This is a genomic window from Ochrobactrum sp. RH2CCR150 (assembly GCA_014138095.1).
Taxonomy (GTDB): Bacteria; Pseudomonadota; Alphaproteobacteria; order Rhizobiales; family Rhizobiaceae; genus Brucella; species Brucella gambitense.
The window spans coordinates 562,075-586,973 of sequence record JACGXE010000002.1 but is presented as its reverse complement, the minus strand read 5'-3'; the positions used below and the strand labels follow the sequence as shown (position 1 = coordinate 586,973).

Genomic DNA, 24,899 nt, shown 5'->3' with positions numbered 1-24,899 from the left:
ATGTTATCGCCCACAGCAGCCACCATTGCGCAGAACCGCCGCCTGCGCGCTCGAAAGCGCACCGCCATCATTGCCCTGTTGCTAGTGCTGCTGGCTGCGTTTTTCGCGCTGACTCTGATGCTCGGCCAGTCCTTTACGCCACCATCCGACGTGGTACGCGTATTGCTCGGCGACCACGTTCAGGGTGCAAGCTTCACAGTCGGTCAACTACGCCTGCCCCGCGCCGTGCTGGCGGTTCTGGCCGGGTTGAGCTTCGGGCTGGGTGGCGTTGCCTTTCAGATCATGCTGCGCAATCCGCTGGCAAGCCCTGACATTATCGGGATCAGTTCAGGGGCGAGTGCTGCAGCCGTCTTCGCCATTGTCGTGCTTTCCATGAGCGGCCCGGCCGTTTCCATCTTCGCAGTTGTTGCAGGCTTGGGTGTCGCCTTGCTGGTCTATGGCCTGTCATTTCGAAATGGTGTTGCGGGCACGCGGCTGATCCTTGTCGGCATCGGCGTTTCCGCCATGCTGGAAAGCTTCATCGCCTATATCCTCTCCAGCGCCCCGGCGTGGAACCTTCAGGAAGCGATGCGCTGGCTGACGGGCAGCGTCAACGGTGCCCGTCTGGACCAGACACTGCCGCTGCTTGTGGCCCTTTGCGTTTTCGGCGGGCTATTAATGAGCCGCAGCCGCGATCTGGAGGCGCTCCGGCTTGGCGACGATACTGCCGCAGCACTTGGCACGCATGTCGCCACAACCCGCATCATCGTCATCATCGCAGCCGTTGGCATGATTTCCTTCGCGACGGCGGTAACGGGACCGATTTCATTCGTCGCTTTTTTGTCCGGACCAATTGCTGCGCGCATCATCGGCAATAAAGGCTCGCTGCTGATCCCCTCTGCACTTATTGGGGCTGCACTCGTGTTGGTCGGAGACTATTGCGGACAATTCCTGCTGCCCAGCCGATATCCGGTGGGTGTCGTCACTGGCGCGCTCGGCGCTCCTTATCTGATATTCCTCATCATACGCGTCAACCGGACCGGAGGTTCGCTATGACCACACACACTCTCACCGTAAACCAGCTGTCGTCGGGCTATGACGATACGCTCATTCTGGATGGTCTCGACCTCGAAGTCCCATCCGGCAAGATCACGGTGATCGTCGGCGCGAATGCCTGTGGCAAGTCCACATTGTTGCGCACCATGTCGCGACTGCTTGCACCGCGAAAGGGACAGGTGCTTCTGGACGGAAAATCCATTCACAAAATCCCGTCTCGCGAACTGGCGCAAACCCTGGGCCTGCTCCCGCAATCGCCTATTGCGCCAGAGGGCATCACCGTTGCCGACCTTGTCAGTCGTGGCCGTAATCCGCATCAGAAAATGTTTGCGCGCTGGACGCGTGAAGACGATGAGGCCGTCGCCGCAGCGCTGAACGCGACCCAAACCGCATCGCTCGCCGAACGACCCGTTGATGAGCTTTCCGGCGGCCAGCGCCAGCGCGTCTGGATTGCGATGGCCTTGGCGCAACAGACGGAAGTTCTGTTGCTTGACGAACCGACGACCTTTCTCGATATCGCCCATCAGGTCGAGGTTCTTGATCTTCTGACCGACCTGAACCGGGAACGTGGAACGACCATCGTCATGGTGCTGCACGATCTCAATCTCGCTGCCCGTTATGCTGATTTTCTGGTTGCGATGAACGACGGTCGCCTGCATGTCTCTGGCGCGCCGCACGATGTGCTAACCGAAAAGACGGTTTCAGATGTATTTGGACTGGAAAGTCGCATCATCACCGATCCCACTTCCGGGCGACCGATGATGCTGCCGATTGGCCGCAATCGCATGAAAGCCGATATCGGAAATGAAACGGCCATCGCCTGACCGCGATAGCCATCACATGCGCTTGCTGCATGGCAGGCATGCAAGGAATTCTATTCAAAACGCGCTGTTCCATCGCCATTTAACAATCACGGACGAAGAAACTGTCCGTAATGGAGATGAAAATGTTTGCCCGTTTTAACAATCGTTTCGGTCGTGCATTCGCGCAATTCGGTAGCGCAGTCCGCGCTTCTGCTGCTATGCGGGTCGGTCATCAGCCTGCTGCGAAAGACCTTGAGACGCTTGGCATCAATGCAAAGCAGTTCCGCGAAATCCACGGATAATATTCGCGTAAAGAGTAGTTAGTATCCGCGTTATGGACAGCCCCGGCAAAACCGGGGCTGTTTTGTTTTCATCAGTCTTCGTCGGTTGCCATTTGTGCCAGAAGAGCACCCTTGCCGCGCTGGCGCATAATCATCGGAACCACGACCGCGGCGATTGCGAGCGCGATCAGCACAATCGACACCCACGAATGGACAAGCGCCATTGGATTGCCCTGGCTGATCTGCAACGCCTGACGCAAGCTCTTTTCTGCCATCGGTCCGAGGATCAGGCCAACGACCACCGGCGCAATCGGATAGGAAAAGCGTCGCAGCACATAGCCGAGAAGGCCGAATGCCAGCAACAGGCCCAGTTCGAACGAGACTGGCAGCCCGAACAACATCGACGTAGAGGCATTGGCGCCAATCGTGCCGAGTGTCGCGAACACCAGAATGCCGGCATAGAGCCAATGACGCGGAATGGTGAGCATCTTCACCCAAAGGCCGATCAGCGGCAGGTTCAAGATAAGCAGCATCAGATTGGCGACGAGCAAGCTTGCCACCAGTCCCCAGACCAGTGAGGCATTGGTCACGAAGAGAAGCGGTCCCGGCTGCAAGCCGAACTGCTGGAAACCCGCCAGCATGATCGCTGCTGTCGCGGTGGTCGGCAGACCGAGCGTCAGAAGCGGCACAAGCGTACCGGCAGCTGACGCGTTGTTGGCGGCTTCTGGCCCGGCAACGCCTTCAATTGCACCCTTGCCGAACTCTTCCGGATGTTTGGAGAACTGCCGCTCCGCCGAATAGGACAGGAAGCTCGACACATCGGCGCCGCCCGCGGGCATGGCGCCAATCGGAAAACCGATGGCCGTGCCGCGCAACCACGGCATCCATGAGCGTTTCCAGTCGTTTTTGGTCATCCAGACCGAGCCCTTGACCGCTATGACTTCATCATCGGGACCGAGCTTCTTCGATACCACTGCCAGCGTTTCACCGATGGCAAACAGCGCCACGGCAAGTGTCGTGACATTGATGCCGTCGAGCAGGTTCGGCGTGCCCATGACAAGGCGAGCCTGCCCGGTCAGCTGATCAATACCGATCAGGCCAAGCGCAAGGCCGATGAACAGCGATGTGAGGCCGCGAAGGGTTGAATCACCGAAGGCCGCCGAAACGGTCATGAAGGCCAGCAGCATCAGCGCGAAATATTCAGAGGGACCGAAAGACAGCGCGAATTTCACCACCCATGGGGCAACGAAGGCGAGCGCCAGTGTGGCGATGAGACCGGCAACGAAAGAGCCTATGGCCGCTGTGGCCAAGGCGGGACCGCCGCGCCCGGCTCTTGCCATTTTGTTGCCTTCGAGCGCCGTGACGATGGAGGCGCTTTCACCTGGCGTATTCAGAAGAATGGACGTGGTCGATCCGCCGTACATGCCGCCGTAATAAATACCGGCGAACATGATGAGCGAGCCCGAAGGGTCCAGCTTGTAGGTCACCGGTAAGAGAAGCGCCACGGTGAGAGCCGGTCCGATACCCGGCAGAACGCCGACCGCTGTACCAAGCGTAACGCCGATCAGCGCATAAAGAAGGTTCGACGGTTCCAGCGCCACCATCAAACCGCTGGCGAGAAGTGCTACAGTATCCATGATATGCCCTGGCCGTTACAGCACATCCCGAAAAGTGTGAAACGGTTTTCGGATAAGATGTGCGTTGAAACAAATAGTTAGAGCGCCGATCTGATCCAATCAGATCGAAACGCGCTCTAGACGAAACGTTCAAGCCAGCCGGACGGCAGCGACAACTGAAGACCACGCGCGAAAATGAACCAGATCACGAAGGCAAAGACGATGCCTGCGGGAACGCTGATCCAGAACTTGCGATAGCCAAAGCCGCGCGCGGTTGCTGCGAACAGCAATCCGGTGGCGAGCGAAAACCCGGCTGTCTTCATCGTCAGCATCTGGATAGCCAGACCGCCGATGATCCATGCCATGGGGGCAATTTCCTGGTGCTCTCTTTTGGGGAAATCGCCGCGTAGCGCTTCGATGACCGTCCAGATCGCGAGGCCGAACAATCCGGCTGCAACAACATAGGGAACAGTCTTCGGGCCGACCGGCGAGTAACTCATCACATCGTTGCCGTAGGCTGTGGACCACGCGATGGCAATGGCGACGGCGCCGAGAATGAAAGCGATGACAAGAGCGGCGAAATCCGGCGTCGCCCCTTCAGGGCGACGCTCTTCCTGCTGTTGAGATCCTGTCATTTGACGAGGCCGATTTCCTTGAGGATGGTTTCGGTGGCTGCAACATCCTTGGCGAGTTGCTCCTTGAAGGCCGGGCCGGCGAGATAGGTATCCGCCCAGCCTTTGTCCTTCAGCGCCTTTTGCCAGGATTCAGATTTCACCAGCTTCTCGACATCGGCATTGATTGCTGCTTCCTGCTCGGCGGTGATGTCCGGAGCGGCAGCAACCATACGCCAGTTCTGGATGGAGACGTCCACGCCGCCTTCCTTGAAGGTCGGCGCATTGATGCCGTCAATACGGTGGTCACTCGAAATGCCGATGATGCGCAGCGTACCGGCCTTGATTTGCGAGTCGAATTCGCCGTAACCGGAAATGCCGACCGTTACCTGATTGCCGAGAATTGCCGCGAGAGCTTCACCGCCACCCGAAAATGCGATGTAGTTCACCTTGGTCGGATCGACACCAGCCGCCTTTGCGAAAAGGCCTGCCGTGATGTGATCAGTGCCACCTGCCGAGCCGCCGCCCCAGGATACGGAACCCGGATCAGCCTTCAGCTTGGCGACGAGATCGCCGAGGTTCTGGATATCGGATGCGGCGGGAACAACAATGGCCTCATATTCGCCCGTGAGGCGCGCAATCGGCGTCACCTGTTCCAGCGTGACCGGCGACTTGTTGGTCAGGATTGCGCCGACCATCACATAGCCGCCGACGATCAGCTGGCTGGCGTCGCCCTTGTTCTGATTGACGAACTGCGCCAGACCGATGGTGCCGCCTGCACCCGGTACGTTGATGACCTGCACGCTGCTGGAAATCTTTTCGTCTTGTAGCACGCTCTGCATGGTGCGTGCTGTCTGGTCCCAACCGCCGCCCGGCGCAGCAGGCGCTAGCAGCTTGTAGTCCTCCGCCGAAGCCGAGCCAGCGAGCGCCAACGCAGCGACCGACGTAACGGCCAGAATAAACCTACGCATATATCCTCCCAAATAGACACAAAGCCGCCTTGCGACGGACCTCCCCAATTGCCCGCTTCCTCTAGCGGGCATAAACTACATGGATATCGCAAAAAACAATTTCAATAGACCATAGCGCGGCAATATTTGCTTTTGTGTGTGACAGGTCGAGACTCGCTCATCCCAATGGCAATCTGTACATTTGCTTCGGAACATCCGATTCTTCTTGTAATCTTTGCTCTCCCCCACATTTTCGCCACGCTTGATGCTGGCAACCGGCAAGGAAATAGCCAATGGCCGCCGCTGAAACTGCAACACATGCCGCCGAGGCTGCCCATCACGGCGGTTTTGATCTTGTTCCCATTGTCGTGCTTCTAGGCGCAGCCGTTATTGCAGTTCCCCTGTTCAAACGGCTCGGCCTCGGCTCGGTGCTCGGCTATCTTGCAGCCGGACTGGTCATCGGTCCATTCGGGCTTGGATTGTTTTCCGATCCGCAGGCCATTCTGCACGTCGCCGAACTTGGCGTCGTCATGTTCCTGTTCATCATCGGTTTGGAAATGCAGCCCTCGCGCCTGTGGTCAATGCGTGGTGAAATCTTCGGGCTCGGTCTGGCGCAGGTTGCACTCTGCATCGGCCTACTGACCTTTGTCGGCCTCGCGCTTGGCTATCCGGTCGCGCAGAGTTTCGTTGCAGGCACCGGCTTCGTGCTGACGTCAACCGCCATTGTCATGCAGATGCTGGAAGAACGACGTGCCATGGGCCTTCCAAAAGGACGCCGCATCGTGGCGATACTGCTGCTCGAAGACCTTGCCATCGTGCCGCTTCTGGCGCTCGTTGCCTTTCTGGCACCCGGCGGCGAAGAAACAACACTGGCCGATCGTCTGACCGGCGTTGCCATTGGCCTCGCATCCATCGCCGGTCTGGTTCTGGCCGGTCGCTATCTGCTCGATCCGCTGTTCCGCATTCTCGGCAAAGCCAGAGCCCGCGAGGTCATGACGGCGGCAGCACTTTTCGTCGTGTTGGGCGCCGCGCTGGCCATGCAGCTCGGCGGACTGTCGATGGCGATGGGCGCATTTCTGGCTGGCGTGCTTCTGTCGGAATCCTCATTCCGGCACCAGCTTGAAGCGGATGTGGAGCCGTTTCGCGGCGTGCTTCTCGGTCTGTTCTTTCTCGGCGTCGGCATGTCGCTTGACCTTGCAGTGATCGCGGCCAGCTGGCAGCTCATCATTGTCGCTGTGATCGCCTATATGCTGTTGAAAATGATCGGTATTTACGCGGTTGCCCGTCTGTTTCGCGCCAGCAATCGCGAAGCTGTCGAGCGTGCCGTGCTGATGGCTCAGGGCGGCGAATTCGCCTTTGTCCTTTATGCTGCCGCGACCTCGGTCAACATCATCGATGCCGAGGCCAATGCAATCCTGACAGCAACGATCATCGTCTCCATGGCTCTCACACCGATCATGATCATTCTGCATGACCGGCTTATGCCAAAACCTGCGCCTTCGATGGAAGGTGTCGAGACAGCGGACAATTTGTCGGCCAGTGTTTTGCTGATCGGTTTTGGACGTTTCGGGCAGATTGTTAGCCAGCCGCTCCTCGGGAACAGCTGTTCGATTTCCATTATCGAAACCAGTACCGACGCTATCCGCAATGCGCGCGATTTCGGCTTCAAGATTTACTTCGGCGATGGTTCCCGCCTCGACATTCTGCATGCTGCAGGTGCAAATCGTGCAAGACTGATCATCATCGGCGTTGACGACCGCGAAGCGAGCCTGAAGATAGCCGAACTGGTGAAAGCGGAGTTTCCGCTCGTTCCCGTATTGGCGCGCTCTTTCGACCGTGAACATGCCATCGAACTGATCCATGCGGGTGTGGAATATCAAATCCGCGAAACCTTTGAATCGGCGCTGGCTCTTGGCGAAAAGGCGCTGGAAATGCTCGACGTCGATGAAGAGGAACGTGAGCGTGTCATGGAAGATGTTCGTCGTCGCGACGGCGACCGCCTTACAATCGAAGTCACCGGCGGCATTTATGCGGGGCGCGAACTCATTCACGGCAATGCACCACTCAAGGACAAAAAAGGCGGGCCGGACAGCGCCGAAGGATAACTCGCAAAAAATTGCAGCTGGTTTGGTCTGGCAAACTCTGTAGCTCTTCCTAGTTTATAGGTGGTAGAATGTTATCATTCGTCCAACCAAGGAGAAGCCTTATGACAAAGCCTTTGAAGAAGCCTGTGTCGTGGCATGCACCGAAGTTCATCGAAGTTAGCTGCGGCATGGAAATCAATCGCTATGCACCGGCAGACGGCGACGAACCAGTCCTGTTCTGACACGCCTCCCAAGACGCGTGAACAGTTTCATGACCGAGTTCCGCGCAATTGTGATCGGGGCCGCCGCTGGCGGCGGTCTCCCTCAATGGAATTGCGGCTGCGAAAACTGCCGTCTGGCCCGATCGGGCTTGCCGGACGGGATTGCGCCGCAGACCCAATCCTCGCTGGCAGTCACATCGGATAGTGAAAACTGGGCGTTGCTCAATGCATCACCCGATATACGCCAGCAGCTGATCAACACAGCCGCGCTGCATCCGCGTGCGCTGCGCGATAACCCGATCAAGACCGTTCTGCTGACCAATGGCGATATCGACCACATTGCCGGTCTTCTGACCTTGCGGGAAAAGCAGTCTTTTCGACTGGTGATGACTGCCGCTATTCGCGATATCCTCGCTGCCAACCCTATTTTCACCGCGCTTGATCCCGCATTCGTCACACGGGAAATCGTGGCACTGAATGAACCCTTCATGCTGGTTCCGGGTATTGAAGCGCGGTTATTTCCAGTTCCGGGAAAAGTGCCGCTCTTCATGGAAGGCGAAAACCCCGACACCACCCTTGAGGGCGAACAGACCGTTGGGGTCGAACTCGTCACGGCAAAGCACCGGGTCTATTACATTCCGGGCTGCGCCGTGGTGCGCGACGACCTCAAGACACGGATCAGTGGCGCCGATGTTCTTTATTTCGACGGCACGCTTTTCACCGATGACGAGATGATCAAGTCGGGCACCGGCATCAAGACCGGCCGTCGCATGGGGCACATTTCGATGTCCGGCGGCGATGGCAGCCTGAAAGCGCTCGCCGATGTCGCTGTGGATCGCAAAATATACGTCCATATCAATAATACGAACCCGGTCTGGCGTGATGGTCCCGAACGAAAGCTGGTTGAGCACAGCGGGTTTGAAATCGCCTTTGACGGCAAGGAGATCGCTCTATGAAAGACGCTGCCGATAAGGAGACATTCCACGCCCGCCTTCTGGCCATCGGTCACGAGCGCTATCACGACAAGCATCCGTTCCATATCCGGCTGCATGGTGGCGAATGCACCATCACCCAGGTGCGCGCCTGGGTGATCAATCGCTATTGCTATCAAAGCAGCATTCCCATGAAGGATGCGGCCTTTCTTTCGCGCTGCGAGGATATCGATATGCGCCGCGCCTGGCGCTCGCGGATCGAAGACCACGACGGCGGTATCCATGAAGGCGGCGGCATCCGGCGCTGGCTCAAGCTGGCCGAAGCCGTCGGCCTTGATCCCGACTATGTGGCGTCCGGCAAGGGCATTCTGGCGGGAACGCGCTTTGCGGTCGGTGCTTATGTGCACTATGTCCGTGACAAGCCGCTTCTGGATGCAGTCGCGTCGTCGCTGACCGAACTCTTCGCACCCAAAATCCACAAGGACCGCATTGCTGGCCTGTTGAAGCACTATGCCTTCGCCGACGAACAGGCCCTGTCCTATTTCCGCCAGCGGCTCAATGAAGCGCCGGTGGACGTTGAATATGGTCTTGCCTATGTGCTGGAACACGCCGACACTCTGGAAAAGCAGGATGCTGTCGCCGCGGCGCTGACCTTCAAGACCGATGTTCTATGGGCGCAGCTTGATGCGCTTTATGGGGCTTATGTGGCCCCCGGCATGATCCCACCCGGCGCATGGGACGGCAAGCAAGGCGTGGATGCCGGATGGGACAAAGCTCTGGCAGAAAAGAAGGTTTCCGCATGAGCGAGACAACCAGCGTCACCATCAAACCGTCAGACATCGTCAAACTTGCGCGCGGCGTGAGACTGCGTGTCGATGAGGTGCGCGGACAAACCGTGCTTCTCGCGCCTGAGCGCGCCATGGCGCTCGACGATATTGCGATCCTGATCGTCAATGCGCTTGATGGCGTCCGCAGCGTCGATGCGATTTGCGATGATTTTGCCACCGAGTTTAACGCACCACGCGAACAGGTCGGAAGCGATGTGCTGGCCTTTGTTCAGGAACTCGCCAACCGCCGTATGATCGAGGTTCTGGGATGAATCTGGCAATTCAGGAAGCAAAGCTGAAGCGGCTGGCACCGCCGCCAATGGCTTTGCTTGCCGAATTGACGCATCGCTGCCCGCTTGCCTGTCCTTATTGCTCCAACCCGCTGGAACTGATTGGCGCAAAGCAGGAGCTTTCGACTGAAGAGTGGATCGGCGTCTTTCGTCAGGCAACGAAAATGGGCGTCCTGCACCTGCACCTGTCCGGTGGAGAACCGGCAGCACGGCGGGACCTTCTAGAACTGACGAAAGCTGCCGTTGAACTTGGCCTTTACACCAATCTGATCACATCAGGCGTCGGCCTTACGGAGGCGCGTGTAGAAGCGCTTGGGCAGGCAGGTCTCGATCATGTGCAGCTTTCCATACAAGGCACCGATGCTGCATCAGCTGATCGGATCGGCGGATATAAAGGCGGGTTCGAGCGCAAGATGGCGGTGGCCCATTGGGTCACGACTGCGGGCATTCCGCTGACCGTCAATGCAGTCTGCCACAAGCAGAATATGGAACAGCTCGACGCGATGCTGGAGCTTGCTTTGACGCTTGGTGCGCGCCGCATCGAAATTGCGACCGTGCAATTTCATGGCTGGGCGGAGAAGAACAAGGCAGCACTCTTGCCGACGCGCGAACAGGTTGCCCAAGCCAATCAGACAGTCGCAGCAGCGCGCAAGCGCCTCGAAGGCAGGCTGGTGATCGACTATGTTCCGGCTGACTATTATTCGTCCTATCCGAAAGCCTGCATGGGCGGCTGGGGCCGCGTCGGTCTGAATGTGACGCCGGACGGGCGCGTATTGCCCTGTCATGCGGCAGAAACCATCCCCTCCCTTCATTTCGACAATGTTCGCGACAAAGGGTTGGCCGATATCTGGTATGATGGCGAGGCCTTCAACGCCTATCGCGGCGATGACTGGATGCCCGATCTTTGCCGGAGCTGTGAGCGCAAGGACATCGACTTTGGCGGCTGCCGCTGTCAGGCGATGGCGCTTGCCGGCGATGCGAGCGCAACCGATCCGGTCTGCATGCGCTCACCGCTTCGCGATATGGTCACGACAATGGCGCAGGAAAACGCTTCCGCTCCAATTCCAGACGGTTTCGTCTATCGCAAGTTCTAAAGATCATGATGAGAACCAATTGATCTCGACTGCTTTTGGGATAACATTCCGCTATCCCTTCCTCTGATGAATCGTTCCCCATGACCGACACAGCTGCACCCGCTTCCGTCACCGTTCGCCCGTTTCAACAGAATGATCTGGAAGGCGTTTTCTCCGTCATTCTGCCGATCCAGCAGGAAGAATATGGCATCGCTATCACAGCGCAGGACCAGCCTGACCTGAATGCCGTCGACAGTTTCTATCGATCTGGCGCCTGAGAATTCTGGGTTGCGGAGCATGACGGACAGGTCGTCGGCACAATCGCGCTCAAGGATATCGGCAACAATGAAGCCGCCTTGCGGAAAATGTTCGTCGCTGCGCCCTATCGCGGTTCCGGCATCGGCACTGCAAGTAAACTGCTGTCAGCCCTGCTCGTCCACGCGGGAGAAAACAACATTCGCCGCATCTATCTTGGAACCACCGACAAATTTCTCGGCGCGCACCGCTTCTATGAGAAGAACGGCTTTACCGAAGTGGAGCGCAGCACCCTGCCCGAAAGTTTTCCCGTCATGGCCGTGGACTCGAAGTTTTATGCGATCACGCTATATTAGATCCATGCTCTATATTCGACCATGATCGAGAATAGCATGTTTTAAGCTTCGATCGTCGCAGATAACTTTTCAAGAAAAGAATTCTTCCTATAGAAAATCCATAAAAATTCCGCGATTGCTCAAGCAACGACACGAAATTGACGGATTATCAAACTTCTTGCAATTGCGATTAAACACAATATCGCACGTAAATTATTTTCGGCAAGAAAGTGCAATGGTCTTGTGCAGCGTAATACGTAACAACTTATGTCAGGAGCAACCGCAGCAATCACCCATTCAAATGGAGGAACGTTTGGCAAGCTGCTTTGACATGACTATGCAATGAAGAGAGGATGACAGCCATGGTCCCTAATCCGAAGACCAATCGTGCTGAAGCGCAAGAGGCCCAGCCTCGCATAGTGGTGAAGGCGCCCAGAACACGCGGTCCCAGCCCCGAAAAAACCGCGCGAACCCGCAAAATGATCATCCGGTCTGCGATGCGGGAGTTCCTCGACAAGGGCTATGCCAACGCGACCATGGCCGGTATCGCCGAGCGCGCGAGCCTCGCGAAAGGCACCGCTTATCGCTATTTCGACACGAAAGAGGACCTCTTTGCCGGTATCGTCCGCGATATCGTCACCAACCCGCTTGGCGAAATTGAAAACTTTCCCATCCGGCCAGACGAGCGGGTTTCCGACTATTGCAAACGCACGATGATCCCGGTGATGCGAACCATTGAAGACAAGGGACGCGCAACCGTGGCGCGGCTTGTACTCGCTGAAGGCCACGCCTTTCCCTATCTCACGGAAGTTTATCGCACCAAAGTCTACGAGCCGTTTCTGGAACGGATACGCTGGCTGATCGACGTGGCCGAAGAACGCGGCGAGCTGAAGGGCACTATCCTGAAAGCCTATCCCCACCTGCTCACCGCGCCCGTGTGGATGGGCATTGTCCATAACGGCCTGCTTGGACAGGACAACCTGATCGACACCGCAACCATGTTCGAGGCGCAGGTCGATCTTTTGTTCACCTGACGGGCGTCAAAAAACATTACGAAAAATTTATTTCGATATATCTTGTTTTTCGATATATCGAGATTTATCTTGTGGTCATGACAAACACAAGAAATGGCGATCCGGATCGCCGTCCAGAAAATCCGGAACAAGAAGAAACCCACCATCGTCACGGACGCCATGGCCACCATGGGGGCGATCATTGGGGCGACCCCAGAGGCGGGCGTTGGGGAGGTCCTTTTGGTGGACCTGGCCGTCATCGCGGCGATCATCCCCACGCCGAACACCCATTAGGCGAGCATGATGAACGTCGAGGCGAACGGCGTGGTGGCCGAGGCGGTCACCGTCGCGAACGCATCTTCGACTATGGCGATTTACGCCTGCTCGTCCTCTCGATGATCGCCGAACGGCCCCGCCACGGTTATGAGTTGATCAAGGATATCTCCGAACGGTTGCAAGGCGTCTATACGCCAAGCCCCGGCGTGATTTATCCGACACTCTCATGGCTCGAGGATATGGGTTACACCGTCACCGAACCGGGTGATTCAGGCAAAAAGCTCAATCGCATCACGGCGGAAGGCGAGGCCTTTCTGGTCGCGAACCGCGCCGCTGCCGATGCTCTGTTGAGCAGAATAAACAGCTTTGCCGAACACAATGGCGGCATGCCGCATGAGGTCATCCATGCGCTGAAAAGTCTGAAGGCGACCGTTCGTCAAAGACTGCATCGTGGTCCAATGGATGCCGCAAGCGCCGAAGCAATCGTGGCTGCTCTCAAGGAAGCCACGCGGATTGTGGAGGAAAGCTGATGAATGCTCCCCTTTCGACCAGTGCTGCCGCGGAATCCGCGGCAGCTATCGCGACCACTCACGCCAGCCGCTATTTACAGCAGCTTGCCAAGCACTTTGCGCATAAGCTGCCGGTCACCTTCGATCCGGAGGCGGGACAAATCAGCTTTCCCATCGGCGAATGCCGGTTGCGCGCCGATGACCAATTTCTGCATCTTGCCCTTACCTCGCCAGACCAGCCTTCGCTGTCGCAATTGCAGGATGTCGTCGAACGGCATCTGGTGCGCTTTGCCTTCCGCGAAGAGCTTGCCATCCAGTGGCGCAAGCTGACTGTTGGCGAGCATATGCTGGACAAGAAGGTACAGGCTGTCCTCGATGAATATCATGCGCGTCAGCGTGAGGAGCGTGATGAGCCCCGCATCGAAGCGACAGGCGGCCGCGATGGCGGGCAGGATATGCGCATGCGCGCTATCGGTCCCGACACGGGACGTTTTCTCAACACGCTGGCGCGAAGCCTGCACAAGCCGACTATCCTCGAAATCGGCACCTCGTTCGGCTATTCAGGCATCTGGCTCGGTGAAGCGGCGCGCGCCACCGGCGGCAAGCTGATCACCATGGAGCTCCACAGCTACAAGTCCGACTTTGCAAAGGAAATGGCAACGAAGGCTGGTCTGGCCGACCATATCGATTTCAGGATTGGCGATGCCGTCGCGATGATCGAAGCGCTACCGGAAAAGGTCGACCTTGTTTTCCTCGATCTTTGGAAAGACCTGTACGTTCCGTGCCTTGAAGCTTTCTATCCGAAGCTCAATAACGGCGCGATTGTCGTGGCGGACAATATGATCCGACCCGGCGGTGAAAATCTTCAACGCTATGGCGAAGCCATCAGGGCCAAGCCGGGCATCGGCAGTGTGCTTCTGCCAATCGGCACCGGACTTGAAGTCAGTCGCTTCGAAGCCTGATACGAAATAGCCCGCTATATGCCCGCCTTCTCGGCGGGCATAACATTTTAATCCCAGCCGCGATCCCAATCGGGCTCGCCGCGAAAACACTCCGCCAGATAGTCAACCAGAGTTCGCACCTTGATCGCCAGATGGCGCGCTGGCGGATAGACCGCATGAATGCCAAGCGGCTTGCTTTCAAATTCTCCCAAAACGCGCTGAACCCGCCCTTCGCGGATGGATGGACCGGCGATGAATGTCGGCACATGCGCAATGCCCAATCCGGCCAGCGCCGCATTGAGACAAGCCTCGCCATTGGAAAAATGCAAACGGCCTGTGACATTGACCGCCTCGGCATCGCCCCCGCTCTGCGGCGCGAAACGCCAGACATAGGGATCGCGGAAATTCGTATCGATTATGCAGCTATGCTGTGTCAGATCTTGCGGGTGAGCCGGCGCTCTGTGCTCGGCGAGATAGGACGGCGCGGCAACAAGAACCACCCGGGCATCGCATAGCCTGCGGGCAATGAGGCTGCTATCGAGCGGCTTACCGATCCGCACCCCGATATCGAACCCCTCATCAACCAGACTGACAACGCGGTCTGAAAAGCTAACATCGATCTGGATATCGGGAAAAGACTGCGCAAATTTCAGCAATACTGGCGTCAGCCTCAAGGTGCCGAATGACATCGGCGCTGTCAGCCTAATACGCCCGGTGGGGGCACCCGATGCGTTGCGCGCCGAGGCTTCGAGCGCGTCAAAGTCCTGTAACAGACCCTTCATGCGCTCATAATAGGCGTATCCAACCTCGGTCGGCGACAAGGCGCGCGTGGTGCGCTTGATAAGCTGAACGCCAAGATCAGCCTCCAGCCGTGATACGAGTTTGGATGCCTGACCGCTGCTTGTACCAAGCCGCTGCGCCGCCGCAGAAAAACTGCCCGTATCCAGCACAGCAACAAACATGCGCTCGCAATCAAGCCGATCCATTGATTACTTCCATTCCAGCTGTTTTCCGTCTCACAAGGCAGGAAAATAGCTTAATCTGGAAATTATCCAAGCTTCAAAACAGACCGCAAGAACGCGGCAGCCATGACCGCGCCTTCAGACGATATCGTATGCCCGACGCCGCGCAGAATATGGCAGGTGGAGTTCACACCGATACCGGCAAGGCGCGCATTTGCGCTTTCGGATTCGCTTGCCGGAATGACCGGATCGGCGCTGCCATGCACCAGCAGGGCCTGTGTCGCAAGTGTCGGTGTGAAAGGTTCCGGCGAAGCCAGTCTGCCGGAAAAGGCAACCACGGCGGCAACGGGCCAGCGACCCGAAACAAGCGCATCAAGCGACATGATCGCGCCTTGGGAAAAACCGACGAGCACTACACGGTCGAGCTTATCGGTAAAGCCATGCTCGCCAATGATCCGCGTCAGAGTTTCATCAAAAGCCGCACGCGCCTCGACAATTCGCTGCGGGCGATTGGCGGGCGTAACACCGCTGACGCTGAACCATTGACGCCCATTACCGCCCTGATCGAAGAGAAAGGGCGCATCCGGTGCTGCGAACGCCGCGCCGGGCAAGGCATCGGCCCAGAACTCGCCAAGCGAAGCGAGGTCCGCCCCGCGACTGCCGACACCGTGGAGAAAGATAATCAAAGAATGCATCTGTCTGTCATTCACTTTCAAATGTGAACCGGAGCCAACCCCGGCAAATCTGGCCCAAGCGGCACAATTCCGGTGGGGTTCAGCGCCTTGATGGAATAGTAGCCGCGCTTGATGTGATCGATATTGACCGTTTCGCGAATGCCGGGAATATCCAGAATGCGCGTCAGCCAGATGCTGAGCGCGGAGTAGTCAACCAGCCGCCGCAGATTGCACTTGAACAGGCCGTGATAGGCCGCATCGAAGCGCACCAGAGTAACGAACAGGCGGATATCCGTTTCGGTGAAGCGATCCCCGAACAAGAATGGTCCATCGCCTGAAAGGCGGGTTTCCAGCTCGTCCAGCGTGCGGAACACATCGCGGAAAGCTTCATCATAGGCAATCTGCGTGGTGGCAAAACCGGCCCGATAGACGCCATTGTTCAGGCTTGGATAGATATGCTCGTTCAGCGCATCGATTTCCGCACGCAAAGGCTCCGGGTAAAGGTCGACATCGTTATTGGCGAGATCGCCAAAGCCGGTATTGAACATGCGGACAATATCGGCAGATTCATTATTGACGATGGTTTTCGTCTTTTTGTCCCACAAAACCGGCACGGTGGCGCGTCCCGTATAGTGGGTGTCGGCTTTGGTATAAAGCTCATGCATATAGGTCGCGCCGTTGAGGCTATCACGGTTGGAACCCGGATAGTCACCGAAACGCCAACCCTGATCCGTCAACGCTGGCTCCACGACGGAGATTGAAATGAGCTTATCCAGCCCTTTCAGCTTTCGCGCGATCAGCGTGCGCGACGCCCAGGGACAGATATAGGCGACGTAGAGATGGTAGCGGTCGGGCTCGGCTTTGAAGCCCGCCTCGCCGGTCGGACCCGCGCTGCCGTCCGGGGTGACCCAGTTACGGAAGCCGGAAATCTGGCGCACGAAGCCGCCTTTTTCATCCTTGGCCTGGACCGGTTGCCAGTCTTCAGTCCATTTTCCGTCTACGAGCATGGCATGTATCCTTGATGATCGGGGGAAGTGCGGAGAGGAGCATAGGCCACCTCCCCGCATTGCGGAACAGTGCGTTTTGTTGTCAGTTTGCGGATGCGCCCGGCTTCAACGCAAAAGCGCCGTTGCCTGCAAGCGCCACCACGGCAAGACCGACAATCCAGAATGCCGGGAATTCCCAACCGCCATTGGCATTGGTGAAGAAGAAGCCGGCTGCGCCGTGGACCGTGAAGATCGCACCGAGCAGGATCGGGATCAGAGCAGCCGCCGCAACACGCGGATAGACGCCGATGATCAGCGCGACGGCACCGATAATTTCCCAGAGGATGGTGACATAGGCGAACCAGCCCGGCAGGCCGAGCGATCCGAAGAAGGCAGCCGTTCCGGCAGGGGTGAAGACGAAGAGTTTCAGACCCGCATGGGCCAGGAACAGAATGCCGAGTGCGAGACGCAGAATGAAGATCGCATAAGGCGCGGTACGATTGTCGATCACGATGAACCTCGTTTCAAAACAGTGATTGTTGAAACGGACAATCTCAAAAAAAGCGCTCGTTGATTAGTCGGGCAGAATGAAGCTAACTCCTTCCAATTTGGAAGGAATAACCAGACTTCGTGGATAATTTCCCCATAGTAAGGCGTAAAGGCACGTTTTTGACGTGCCCTAAAGCCCTTTCCAGAGACATGTGAAATCGATCAGGCGACGATCTGCAACTCGGTACAAATCCGGTTACGGCCCAGATCCTTGGCGCGATAAAGCGCGGCGTCGGCACGACGGAAAACGGTCTCAAACCCGGAATCAGCCGCCGTGAGGAAGGCGATACCCGCACTCGTGGTCGTGCTGAATGGATCGCGTGTCGTGTCGAACGAGGCAGCCGCGAAAGCCTTGCGAATTTTATCAGCAGTCGCGAGAACATTCACATTGGAGGTCTGCCGCAGGATAAGCACGAATTCCTCACCGCCGATGCGCGCAATAATCGCGCCCTGACCGGCATGGGCACGGATGATGCTTGCGAATTCCAGCAATACGCGATCCCCGACCGTATGACCGTGACTGTCATTGATCGACTTGAACGCATCCAGATCGAACACAATCACAGAATCGCCCGCACGCATCTCATCGACCGCCAGACAGTCGTAAAGCGCCCGGCGGTTGAGCAGGCCCGTCAGGCTGTCGGTGCGCGCTTCATTGGCATGACGCCGCGCAATACGCGATTGCGTGAAGGTCAGCGATAGCGCCCCGATGCCGGTAATGCCGATGAGCGCCATGATGGCATTGAAATCTTCAGCCAGATTGCTCGGCAGGCTGGTCATCACCCATTGCTGTTGAAAGACAATGACGGAACCGCACAGGAAAAACGAAACCGCTGTCAGCAGATAGAGCGTCATCATACCGACCACCGGAACCGGGGCCTCGTGATAGACCGAGCCATATTCCTTGGCCGTGATGTAGAGCAGAAATGCCGCGACAAAATTGAAGGTCGCGATGCCAACGCCCACGAAGCCTAACAGGATGGGCAGCACAACAATGCCAATTGCGACGATGGACAGCAAAAGGAGAAAACCTGTTGGCACCCGTCGGGCCGAAATCTGCTTTGCACCAACGAACAGAAAAACGAAACCGACGGTCATCAGGCTGAAAGCGATCACTGTAGAGGGAACGAGAGCGAGAAGACCCGAATAGCTGAGCACTGCGCCAGAGCCGAGCAGGATCATGCCCAGGCAGCCCCAGAGCAGGAACTTGTCCAAACGGTTCTGGTACCAGACGCTCAAAATCGTTAGCGCCACCGCAAGCGAACATAAGCCCGCTGCGAAAAATAGCGTGTTTTGGTCTAGCTCCAAGATTTAGCTCCGCACCCCTTAAAGCGCGTTCTGAACTGACCAAGTCAGACCGGCGCTCCAGCCACTTTTTCTCGCACACATTCTTCCCGGCAACCGCGTCTCGCAGTTTTCGACATGTGCTCTCGCCCATACAGACCCAGGAGTTTAGCGGCAGAACGTCAAAGAATCGATACTTACTTATTTAAGCTAAGGTCAAATTCTTACTTTCCTTGCAGGACTGGTTAAAATTCTTTACTTAATCTCGCGCGCTCTGCATACGCCGGAAGCGCATTCCTGGGCGTCCCGACTTCAATCTTTTCAATGGGTTTCAGTTGTTTCCGGATATTCAGCTGTTACAGCACGAACGTCCCGAAACCGTTGCCTCACTCATCTGAATCAAGGTCGAAACTACCTGAACAGGTGCCCCACCATCAGCGTCCGAGACTGCTGCGCGCAGTATCATGATAATTTCTATTGAAAATTATTACAGAAATTGCGTAGAAATTAGAAAAAATTACCACGAACGCAACCAGCGGTCCCGATAGAACGGAACCAAATAGTACGCCTGCTACACAGGCCCTTTATATAGAATGCGAGTACCCGCCATGTCGGATCATAACCCCAACTCTCTTTCCCCAAATCGTCGTCAGTTTTTGCTTGGAGCAGGCAGCGCGCTGGCGCTTGGTGCGACCGCCAATTTCTGGATGCCCGGTCAGGCGCGCGCACAGGACGCCGCGCCGCGCAAGGGCGGCCATCTGATCATGGGTCTCGACACGGCATCCAGTTCTGACCGTCTCGATCCGGCCTTTTATCCCGAAGCCTACATGTATTCGGTGGGTTTCCAGCTCTTCAACACCCTGCTTGAGCCGACGCCGGATGGCCGTCTCTACGGCGCGCTCGTCGAAAGCTGGGAAGCAACCAAGCCGGATGCATCGCAGTGGGTTTTCCGTCTCAAGAAGGGCATCCAGTTCCACAATGGCAAGGAACTGAAGGCCGAAGACGTCATCTACTCGCTGAACCATCATCGGGGCGAAAACAGCAACTCCGGCGGTAAGGGCTTTCTGCTCGCTGTCACGGAGTTGAAGGCGACCGATCCTTACGAAGTGACGATCACGCTCGACAAGGGCAATGCCGACTTCCCGGCAGCACTGACCGACGTGCATCTCGGCATTACGCCGCTCGATGCGGATTTCGATAAGGGCATCGGCACCGGCGCGTTCATTCTGGAAGATTTCCAGCCAGGCGTTCGCGCGCTGACGCGTCGCAACCCAAATTACTGGGCGCCGGATCGCGCCAATGTGGAATCCGTCGAAACCATCGCCATGAGCGACGCGACCGCCCGCATGGCGGCGCTGCTGAGCGGACAGGTGCATGTCGTCAATCGCGTCGACGCTCGTTCGGTAGGTCTCGTTTCATCACGTCCCGGCGTGCAGATTCTGAAAACGCCGGAAAACACCATGTACTGCCTGCCGATGCGGGTCGATACAGCGCCCTTCGACAATAATGATGTGCGTCTGGCGCTGAAATACGCCATCGACCGCGAAGAACTGCAGAAGAGCATTCTGGGCGGCACCGGCTCGATTGGTAACGACAACCCGATTTCGTCGTCGAACCCCTATTACTCCAAGGATATTCCGCAGCGCGCCTATGACCCCGAAAAGGCGACGTTCCACTTCAAGAAGTCCGGCTATAGCGGCAATATTCCGCTTGTCGTTTCGGAAAACGGTTTCCCCGGCGCGGTCGATGCGGCTCAGGTCTATCAGGCCGCCGCTGCCAAGGCCGGTATCACCATCGACGTGGAACGCGTCCCATCTGACGGTTACTGGGATGAAATCTGGCTGAAGCGTCCGTTCGTCGCCTCCAACTGGGCCGTTCGCCCGACCGCCGATGCGATGCTGTCGATGATCCTACAGTCGGACGCACCGTGGAACGAAACCGCCTGGAAGAACGAAGCCTTCGACAAGCTCCTTGCCGAAGCCCGCGTTGAACTGGACGAGGAAAAGCGCAAGAAAATCTACCATGACATTCAGGTCATCATGGTGGATGAAGGCGGCGAGATCATCCCGCTCTTCGCCGATAATCTTGCTGCCGCAACCGACAAGATCAAGGGCTTCACCCCGACGCCGTCCGGCGGCGATATGAGCGGCTATCGTCTGGCCGAAAAGATCTGGTTCGAAGAATAGTCGGGTCTGATTTAACAGCTTCAACGCTTTCTTGAGCCAAGGCCTCCTTGCTGACACATCAGCAAGGAGGCCTTTTCCGTTTCCCCAGCTCGCTTCCGTTACGACAGCAAACGACTTGCCCATCAAGCGTGTGTTTGCTTCTGCTAATGCAGGCGCTGATCTCGATTCGGAGCCGATTGGAATTGAGGGGCTTTACATGAAGATTAGTCTTGCACTGGCAGTGGCGGCATTTGCACCGCTACCCGCGATGGCGAATTGTATTCCGCCGTGGCAGACGCAATTTGCCTGCAATATTCCGGATCGCAACGCCCGCGCCGAGTTTTGTCGCATTGCCGACACCAAGGCCAATCCGGGCAAGAAGGAAGCCTATTACAGCTATGCGACCGGCTCTGGCCCGACAGAGCTTTATTTCGAGACTGACAACACCCTGTTCTCGACCAAAGACACCAATATCAATCATCCGACCGACATAACGATGGCGATTGGCTATGCGCGCGGTGACTATGTCTATGCTTTCGTCGTGACGGAAGACAACCGCATTCCAGACCGCATAAGGGATGCGGAAGTGCGCGTTTATAAAACCATCGACGCCTTTTCAAACGACAAGAAAGACACGGAGATCATGCGGCTTTATTGCGAGTCCGCCTCCATTCTAGCCGACCGCGACAGCATTCGACCCTGACGGGACCCTTATCTGCCCCGCATCTGCTCACCGGCGTTCTTGGCAAAACGCAGGTTCCAGAAAGTCGCTGTCAGCGAAATGCCGGTCACGACGAGAAATGCTGTCGAGAAATCGGACATGACGGGCACGTCGTGGGCATGCAAATTCACGGATGCATGAAGAACCAGCGCCGCCACGCAAACACCGACTGACAGCATGAGCTGCTGGAAGGTCGAATAGAAGCTGTTGGCCGAGCTCATCCGCTTTGCGTCCACCCTGTCATAGGCCACCGTGTTGTAAGCGGTGAACTGGAACGACATTGAAAAACCAGACATGGCAAGCACGATAAAGATCAGCCAATGCGGCCATTCCGGGGTGAAGAATGCGCAGATCGCATAGCTGCACGCGGAGAATATGCCATTCACCACCAGCGATTGCCGGAAGCCGAACCGCCGGATGATCCGCGGCGCAAAGGCTTTCATCGCCAGAGCGCCAAGCGCGGTCGCAAGCACCATATTGCCCGCAGCCACAGCCGACAGGCCGAAACCAATCTGAAGCATCAGCGGCAGCAGGAACGGGTGGGCACCCTGCGTGATGCGGGTGATCGACCCCGCAATCATCGATGTCCCGAAGCTTTCAATCCGCATCAGCGAGAAATCGAGCATTGGTGCGGGATGACGGCGCGAATGGACAATTGTGGCAACGCCGAAAACAACGCCAACGACAAACAGCTTCAGCGCGAGGTTCCCTTCCCCCGGATTGCTCGCCGTTTCCAGGCTGAACAGCAAAGCGCCAAGCGCTATCCCCGACAGGATCAGGCCTACGAAATCGAACGGCTCGCGCGTTTCGCTTTTATATTCACCGATATAAAGCGACACGAACACCATGCCCAGAATACCGATTGGCACATTGATGTAGAAAATCCAGCGCCAGTCCAGAAATGTCACGAACAGACCGCCAAGCGGCGGCCCGAGAATAGGGCCCATAAGCGCGGGCACCAGCATCCACGACATGGCCGCAATGAGATCCTTGCGTTCCACCGAACGGATCAGCACCAGACGGCCGACCGGCAGCATCATCGCGCCGCCTGCGCCCTGCAACAGCCGGGCCGCGACCAGACATGGCAGGTTTGGCGCTTGCGCGCAGAGCACGGAACCCAGAATGAAGATTGCAATCGCGAAACGGAAAACCGTGCGCGTGCCGAAGCGGTCGGCGATCTTGCCACTTGCCGGGATGAAAATCGCGAGACTGAGCAGATAGGAGGTCAGCGCAACACTCATTGAAGGCGCACCGACGCCAAAATCACGCGCCATGGTCGGGAGCGCAGTGGCCAGAATGGTTGCGTCGAGCTGTTCCATCAGCATCGCACTGGCAACAATCAGCGCAATGATACGAAAATTGCTCTTGCCCTCCGAAGCTGCGGCTTCGGCGGTTGAACTCTGGCTCTCGAGGCTGATACTCATGGCTATTCCAGCTCAGCAGGCAATAAACGGGCGACCGCCATCACATGCTGATGGCGGAGATTTCACGAACCTGGCTTATCTATCCGGGAAAGGTGATGCGCGCCTTTTGGAGATATCCATGCCGCAAACGACGGTCGGCTCAAACGAAACTGCGAGCAATAAACAATCTTGCTGACCGTTGACGGCATATATCACAGATAGCGGCAAAACAAAGCCGCTCAAGAGAATTTGACTTCGGATTCATTTATGGATCAGGGCGTTGTCGAGCTGGTGGTGCGTTTGAGCGACAGGCTCCGCTCCCGGAACATGGAGAAGAGACCCGCGCTGACAACAATGAAAGCGCCAGCGATGACGTTCCACGTCAGGGTTTCGTGGAAAACCAGCGTCGCGATAAAAGCGCCGATGACCAGCTGGAGATAGGTCAGCGGCTGCACCTCGCCTGCTTCCAGAATGTCATAAGCACGGATGAGGCAATAATGGCTGGAAATGCCACAAACGCAGAGCGCCGCCATCCAGAACCAGTCATGCGGTGCGATGGGCACCAGATAAAAGACACCCACGGCCGTGAGCACCACGACGCCGCCGATCCCCGTATAGAAGAAGCTGGTCATGGCGTCGTCGTCGCGGCTGACCGCACGCGTCGCAACCGCATAGATCGCGAACATGAAGGTTGCAGCGACGGAGAACAGAATATTGGCGTCGAAATGGGCCTTGACCGGATTGATGATCAAAAGCACGCCGCACAGGCCGACGATGATCGCCGTCCAGCGACGCCAACCAACTTTTTCGCCGAGAAAGGGCACAGATAGCATGGTGACCAGCAAAGGCGCGCCTTGAAACACAGACTGCGCCATGGCCATTCCGGCGCGGCTGAGGCCGAAGATGAAGGTGACGATTTCAGCAGCCAGGATCACGCCGCGAGTGATCTGCAGAAAGGGGCGTTTCGTGGATGCCGCCTTGGCAATGCCGCCAGAGCGAATGGCCAGCAGAATAACAAATGCGGCAAAAACCCAATAACGGATCATCGTGATGAAGATCGGCGAGTAATGCGTGCCAAGATATTTCGAAATGCCATCCTGCACCGCGAAAATGGTAACCGCGAGGATTGTGAAGAAGTAGCCTTGGCTCTTGGGGGTCATGCGCCATACTCGAAGCCACCCGAAACGGGCGACTGTCTGTCTTGAGGGGAATGACTGTGAGTAATCCGAACTTCGTTGGATTACTACAACAAAGCCCATTATTTTTCGCAAGCAACCGCGATTAAACGCGGTTTAGCTCACTTTTTCCGTTGAGGAAGCCTTACGCGCTTATCTCGCTCGAATAGCTTGCCTTTTGTACCGCCTGTCCGGTCAGGCACGGAGCGAATGTTGCAGCCTGTCGCATGATGTGCACGCGAAATAAGGAACCGACCCTGTGCGGGCCGGTTAACTCACCGCTGCGGGGCAAGCTAGAAAGTGAGACTACGACATGAAAAAGGCTCTTATTCTTACAACGGCAGCGTTTCTTGCGACCACCGGCCTCGCCGTCGCGCAAGATGCCGTCATTATCGAAGTGCCCCAGTCTGCACGTGATTATGTTATCGCCCATCCCGTTGACCCGGTCGTCATTCAAGATGATGTCGGTGAAGGTTATGTCGTGCCGGAGGCTGTTGTCGTGCGCCCTATCCCCGACAATCCGGACTTCGGCTATATCTATGTGAACGGTGAACCGGTTATCGTTTCGATGCAGAACCGTCAGGTGATCTATTATAACGAAGCGCCCAATGCAGGGCCGCCCGTACCCGTCGTACCGGACGATGTGGTCACCTTCGTGGAAAACAATCCGACACAACCAATTGCCATTGATGGCGATGTGACAGAGGGCATCGTGATCCCGGAAGATGTACCGCTGATGGCCGTCCCTGATCAGCCGAAATATTCCTATGTCTATATCGATCAACGTCCAGCGCTCGTGGAGCCGCAGACGCGCCGCGTTATCTGGGTGAAGTAACTCGCCTTCGATCCCCGCGCTTCCAAGCGCGGGGATTATCGAGTCTCAACCTGTTTTCGGCGACATCACGAACCGGCCCCCTAATCCTCTGCC

The 24,899-nt window shown here is 57.0% G+C and carries 25 protein-coding genes and 2 pseudogenes; 17 read left to right on the top strand and 10 right to left on the bottom strand.

The window, feature by feature from the left end:
* The 3 genes from FHW03_RS06335 (at position 1) to FHW03_RS06325 (ending at position 2,140) form a co-directional block, all read left to right on the top strand.
* Positions 1–1,035 carry an iron ABC transporter permease gene (locus tag FHW03_RS06335; protein ID WP_182519849.1) on the top strand — a complete coding sequence of 345 codons (1,035 nt, stop codon included), beginning with the start codon at positions 1–3 and terminating at the stop codon, positions 1,033–1,035.
* Complete coding sequence (locus FHW03_RS06330; protein ID WP_182519848.1) at positions 1,032–1,859, top strand: ABC transporter ATP-binding protein; 828 nt, start codon at positions 1,032–1,034, stop codon at positions 1,857–1,859. The genes FHW03_RS06335 and FHW03_RS06330 overlap by 4 nt, the downstream gene beginning before the upstream one ends.
* Positions 1,860–1,981: 122 nt before the next feature.
* A complete protein-coding gene (locus FHW03_RS06325; RefSeq protein WP_182519847.1) occupies positions 1,982–2,140 on the top strand; it encodes a hypothetical protein in 159 nt (52 codons plus the stop codon).
* 71 nt (positions 2,141–2,211) lie between these two features.
* Here the strand turns inward: FHW03_RS06325 and FHW03_RS06320 are convergent, their stop codons facing one another.
* The 3 genes from FHW03_RS06320 to FHW03_RS06310 all read right to left on the bottom strand — a co-directional run bounded on the left by FHW03_RS06320 (position 2,212) and on the right by FHW03_RS06310 (position 5,317).
* Positions 2,212–3,756 (bottom strand): tripartite tricarboxylate transporter permease, encoded by a 1,545-nt coding sequence (locus FHW03_RS06320; protein WP_182519846.1) that lies wholly within the window; start codon positions 3,754–3,756, stop codon positions 2,212–2,214.
* A gap of 116 nt (positions 3,757–3,872) precedes the next feature.
* Positions 3,873–4,370 carry a tripartite tricarboxylate transporter TctB family protein gene (locus FHW03_RS06315; protein WP_078336873.1) on the bottom strand — a complete coding sequence of 166 codons (498 nt, stop codon included), beginning with the start codon at positions 4,368–4,370 and terminating at the stop codon, positions 3,873–3,875.
* Positions 4,367–5,317, bottom strand: coding sequence for a tripartite tricarboxylate transporter substrate binding protein (locus FHW03_RS06310; RefSeq protein ID WP_182519845.1), 951 nt, complete (start codon positions 5,315–5,317; stop codon positions 4,367–4,369). Before FHW03_RS06310 ends, FHW03_RS06315 begins: the two co-directional genes overlap by 4 nt.
* 272 nt (positions 5,318–5,589) lie before the next feature.
* Here FHW03_RS06310 and FHW03_RS06305 point away from each other — a divergent pair, with 272 nt between their 5' ends.
* The 11 genes and pseudogenes from FHW03_RS06305 to FHW03_RS06255 all read left to right on the top strand — a co-directional run bounded on the left by FHW03_RS06305 (position 5,590) and on the right by FHW03_RS06255 (position 14,073).
* A complete protein-coding gene (locus tag FHW03_RS06305; protein ID WP_182519844.1) occupies positions 5,590–7,401 on the top strand; it encodes a monovalent cation:proton antiporter-2 (CPA2) family protein in 1,812 nt (603 codons plus the stop codon).
* Positions 7,402–7,526: 125 nt separating this feature from the next.
* Positions 7,527–7,622, top strand: a complete 96-nt coding sequence (gene pqqA, locus FHW03_RS06300) for a pyrroloquinoline quinone precursor peptide PqqA (RefSeq protein ID WP_182520067.1) — start codon at positions 7,527–7,529, stop codon at positions 7,620–7,622.
* 29 nt (positions 7,623–7,651) lie between these two features.
* Positions 7,652–8,557: a pyrroloquinoline quinone biosynthesis protein PqqB gene (pqqB, locus tag FHW03_RS06295; protein ID WP_182519843.1), complete on the top strand. Its 906-nt coding sequence runs from the start codon at positions 7,652–7,654 to the stop codon at positions 8,555–8,557.
* Positions 8,554–9,336, top strand: coding sequence for a pyrroloquinoline-quinone synthase PqqC (pqqC, locus tag FHW03_RS06290; protein ID WP_182519842.1), 783 nt, complete (start codon positions 8,554–8,556; stop codon positions 9,334–9,336). The genes pqqB and pqqC overlap by 4 nt, the downstream gene beginning before the upstream one ends.
* Entirely contained in the window at positions 9,333–9,632 is a 300-nt protein-coding gene (gene pqqD, locus FHW03_RS06285) for a pyrroloquinoline quinone biosynthesis peptide chaperone PqqD (protein WP_182519841.1), read from the top strand. Before pqqC ends, pqqD begins: the two co-directional genes overlap by 4 nt.
* The gene (gene pqqE, locus FHW03_RS06280) at positions 9,629–10,744 is read left to right on the top strand and encodes a pyrroloquinoline quinone biosynthesis protein PqqE (RefSeq protein ID WP_182519840.1); all 1,116 of its coding nucleotides are present in this window, start codon (positions 9,629–9,631) and stop codon (positions 10,742–10,744) included. Before pqqD ends, pqqE begins: the two co-directional genes overlap by 4 nt.
* 80 nt (positions 10,745–10,824) lie before the next feature.
* A pseudogene (locus FHW03_RS06275) lies at positions 10,825–11,334 on the top strand (GNAT family N-acetyltransferase).
* A gap of 341 nt (positions 11,335–11,675) precedes the next feature.
* Positions 11,676–12,347 (top strand): TetR/AcrR family transcriptional regulator, encoded by a 672-nt coding sequence (locus tag FHW03_RS06270; RefSeq protein WP_182519839.1) that lies wholly within the window; start codon positions 11,676–11,678, stop codon positions 12,345–12,347.
* Between the two features lie 77 nt (positions 12,348–12,424).
* Positions 12,425–13,132 carry a PadR family transcriptional regulator gene (locus FHW03_RS06265; protein WP_182519838.1) on the top strand — a complete coding sequence of 236 codons (708 nt, stop codon included), beginning with the start codon at positions 12,425–12,427 and terminating at the stop codon, positions 13,130–13,132.
* A pseudogene (locus tag FHW03_RS06260) lies at positions 13,132–13,422 on the top strand (DUF2218 domain-containing protein); the annotation flags it as partial. The gene FHW03_RS06265 and the pseudogene FHW03_RS06260, both read left to right, overlap by 1 nt.
* A 36-nt stretch (positions 13,423–13,458) precedes the next feature.
* Complete coding sequence (locus tag FHW03_RS06255) at positions 13,459–14,073, top strand: class I SAM-dependent methyltransferase (protein ID WP_210277200.1); 615 nt, start codon at positions 13,459–13,461, stop codon at positions 14,071–14,073.
* 47 nt (positions 14,074–14,120) lie between these two features.
* Here FHW03_RS06255 and FHW03_RS06250 read toward each other — a convergent pair whose 3' ends face one another.
* The 5 genes from FHW03_RS06250 to FHW03_RS06230 form a co-directional block, all read right to left on the bottom strand.
* Complete coding sequence (locus tag FHW03_RS06250; protein ID WP_182519837.1) at positions 14,121–15,038, bottom strand: LysR family transcriptional regulator; 918 nt, start codon at positions 15,036–15,038, stop codon at positions 14,121–14,123.
* 62 nt (positions 15,039–15,100) lie between these two features.
* The gene (locus FHW03_RS06245; RefSeq protein ID WP_182519836.1) at positions 15,101–15,709 is read right to left on the bottom strand and encodes a dienelactone hydrolase family protein; all 609 of its coding nucleotides are present in this window, start codon (positions 15,707–15,709) and stop codon (positions 15,101–15,103) included.
* A 17-nt stretch (positions 15,710–15,726) separates the two neighbouring features.
* Positions 15,727–16,695 (bottom strand): glutathione S-transferase family protein, encoded by a 969-nt coding sequence (locus FHW03_RS06240; RefSeq protein ID WP_182519835.1) that lies wholly within the window; start codon positions 16,693–16,695, stop codon positions 15,727–15,729.
* An 82-nt stretch (positions 16,696–16,777) separates the two neighbouring features.
* A complete protein-coding gene (locus FHW03_RS06235) occupies positions 16,778–17,185 on the bottom strand; it encodes a DoxX family protein (RefSeq protein WP_182519834.1) in 408 nt (135 codons plus the stop codon).
* Between the two features lie 200 nt (positions 17,186–17,385).
* The gene (locus FHW03_RS06230; RefSeq protein WP_182519833.1) at positions 17,386–18,531 is read right to left on the bottom strand and encodes a GGDEF domain-containing protein; all 1,146 of its coding nucleotides are present in this window, start codon (positions 18,529–18,531) and stop codon (positions 17,386–17,388) included.
* 584 nt (positions 18,532–19,115) lie between these two features.
* Between FHW03_RS06230 and FHW03_RS06225 the strand changes: the two genes are divergently transcribed.
* Both FHW03_RS06225 and FHW03_RS06220 read left to right on the top strand, forming a co-directional pair.
* The gene (locus FHW03_RS06225) at positions 19,116–20,693 is read left to right on the top strand and encodes an ABC transporter substrate-binding protein (RefSeq protein WP_182519832.1); all 1,578 of its coding nucleotides are present in this window, start codon (positions 19,116–19,118) and stop codon (positions 20,691–20,693) included.
* Between the two features lie 196 nt (positions 20,694–20,889).
* Positions 20,890–21,375 carry a hypothetical protein gene (locus FHW03_RS06220; RefSeq protein ID WP_182519831.1) on the top strand — a complete coding sequence of 162 codons (486 nt, stop codon included), beginning with the start codon at positions 20,890–20,892 and terminating at the stop codon, positions 21,373–21,375.
* An 8-nt stretch (positions 21,376–21,383) separates the two neighbouring features.
* Here FHW03_RS06220 and FHW03_RS06215 read toward each other — a convergent pair whose 3' ends face one another.
* On the bottom strand, positions 21,384–22,817 hold the full coding sequence (locus FHW03_RS06215) for a DHA2 family efflux MFS transporter permease subunit (protein ID WP_182519830.1): 1,434 nt from the start codon (positions 22,815–22,817) through the stop codon (positions 21,384–21,386).
* Between the two features lie 251 nt (positions 22,818–23,068).
* A complete protein-coding gene (locus FHW03_RS06210) occupies positions 23,069–23,956 on the bottom strand; it encodes a DMT family transporter (protein ID WP_182519829.1) in 888 nt (295 codons plus the stop codon).
* A 328-nt stretch (positions 23,957–24,284) separates the two neighbouring features.
* Here FHW03_RS06210 and FHW03_RS06205 point away from each other — a divergent pair, with 328 nt between their 5' ends.
* Entirely contained in the window at positions 24,285–24,806 is a 522-nt protein-coding gene (locus tag FHW03_RS06205) for a DUF1236 domain-containing protein (RefSeq protein WP_182519828.1), read from the top strand.
* The last annotated feature ends 93 nt before the right edge of the window (positions 24,807–24,899 follow it).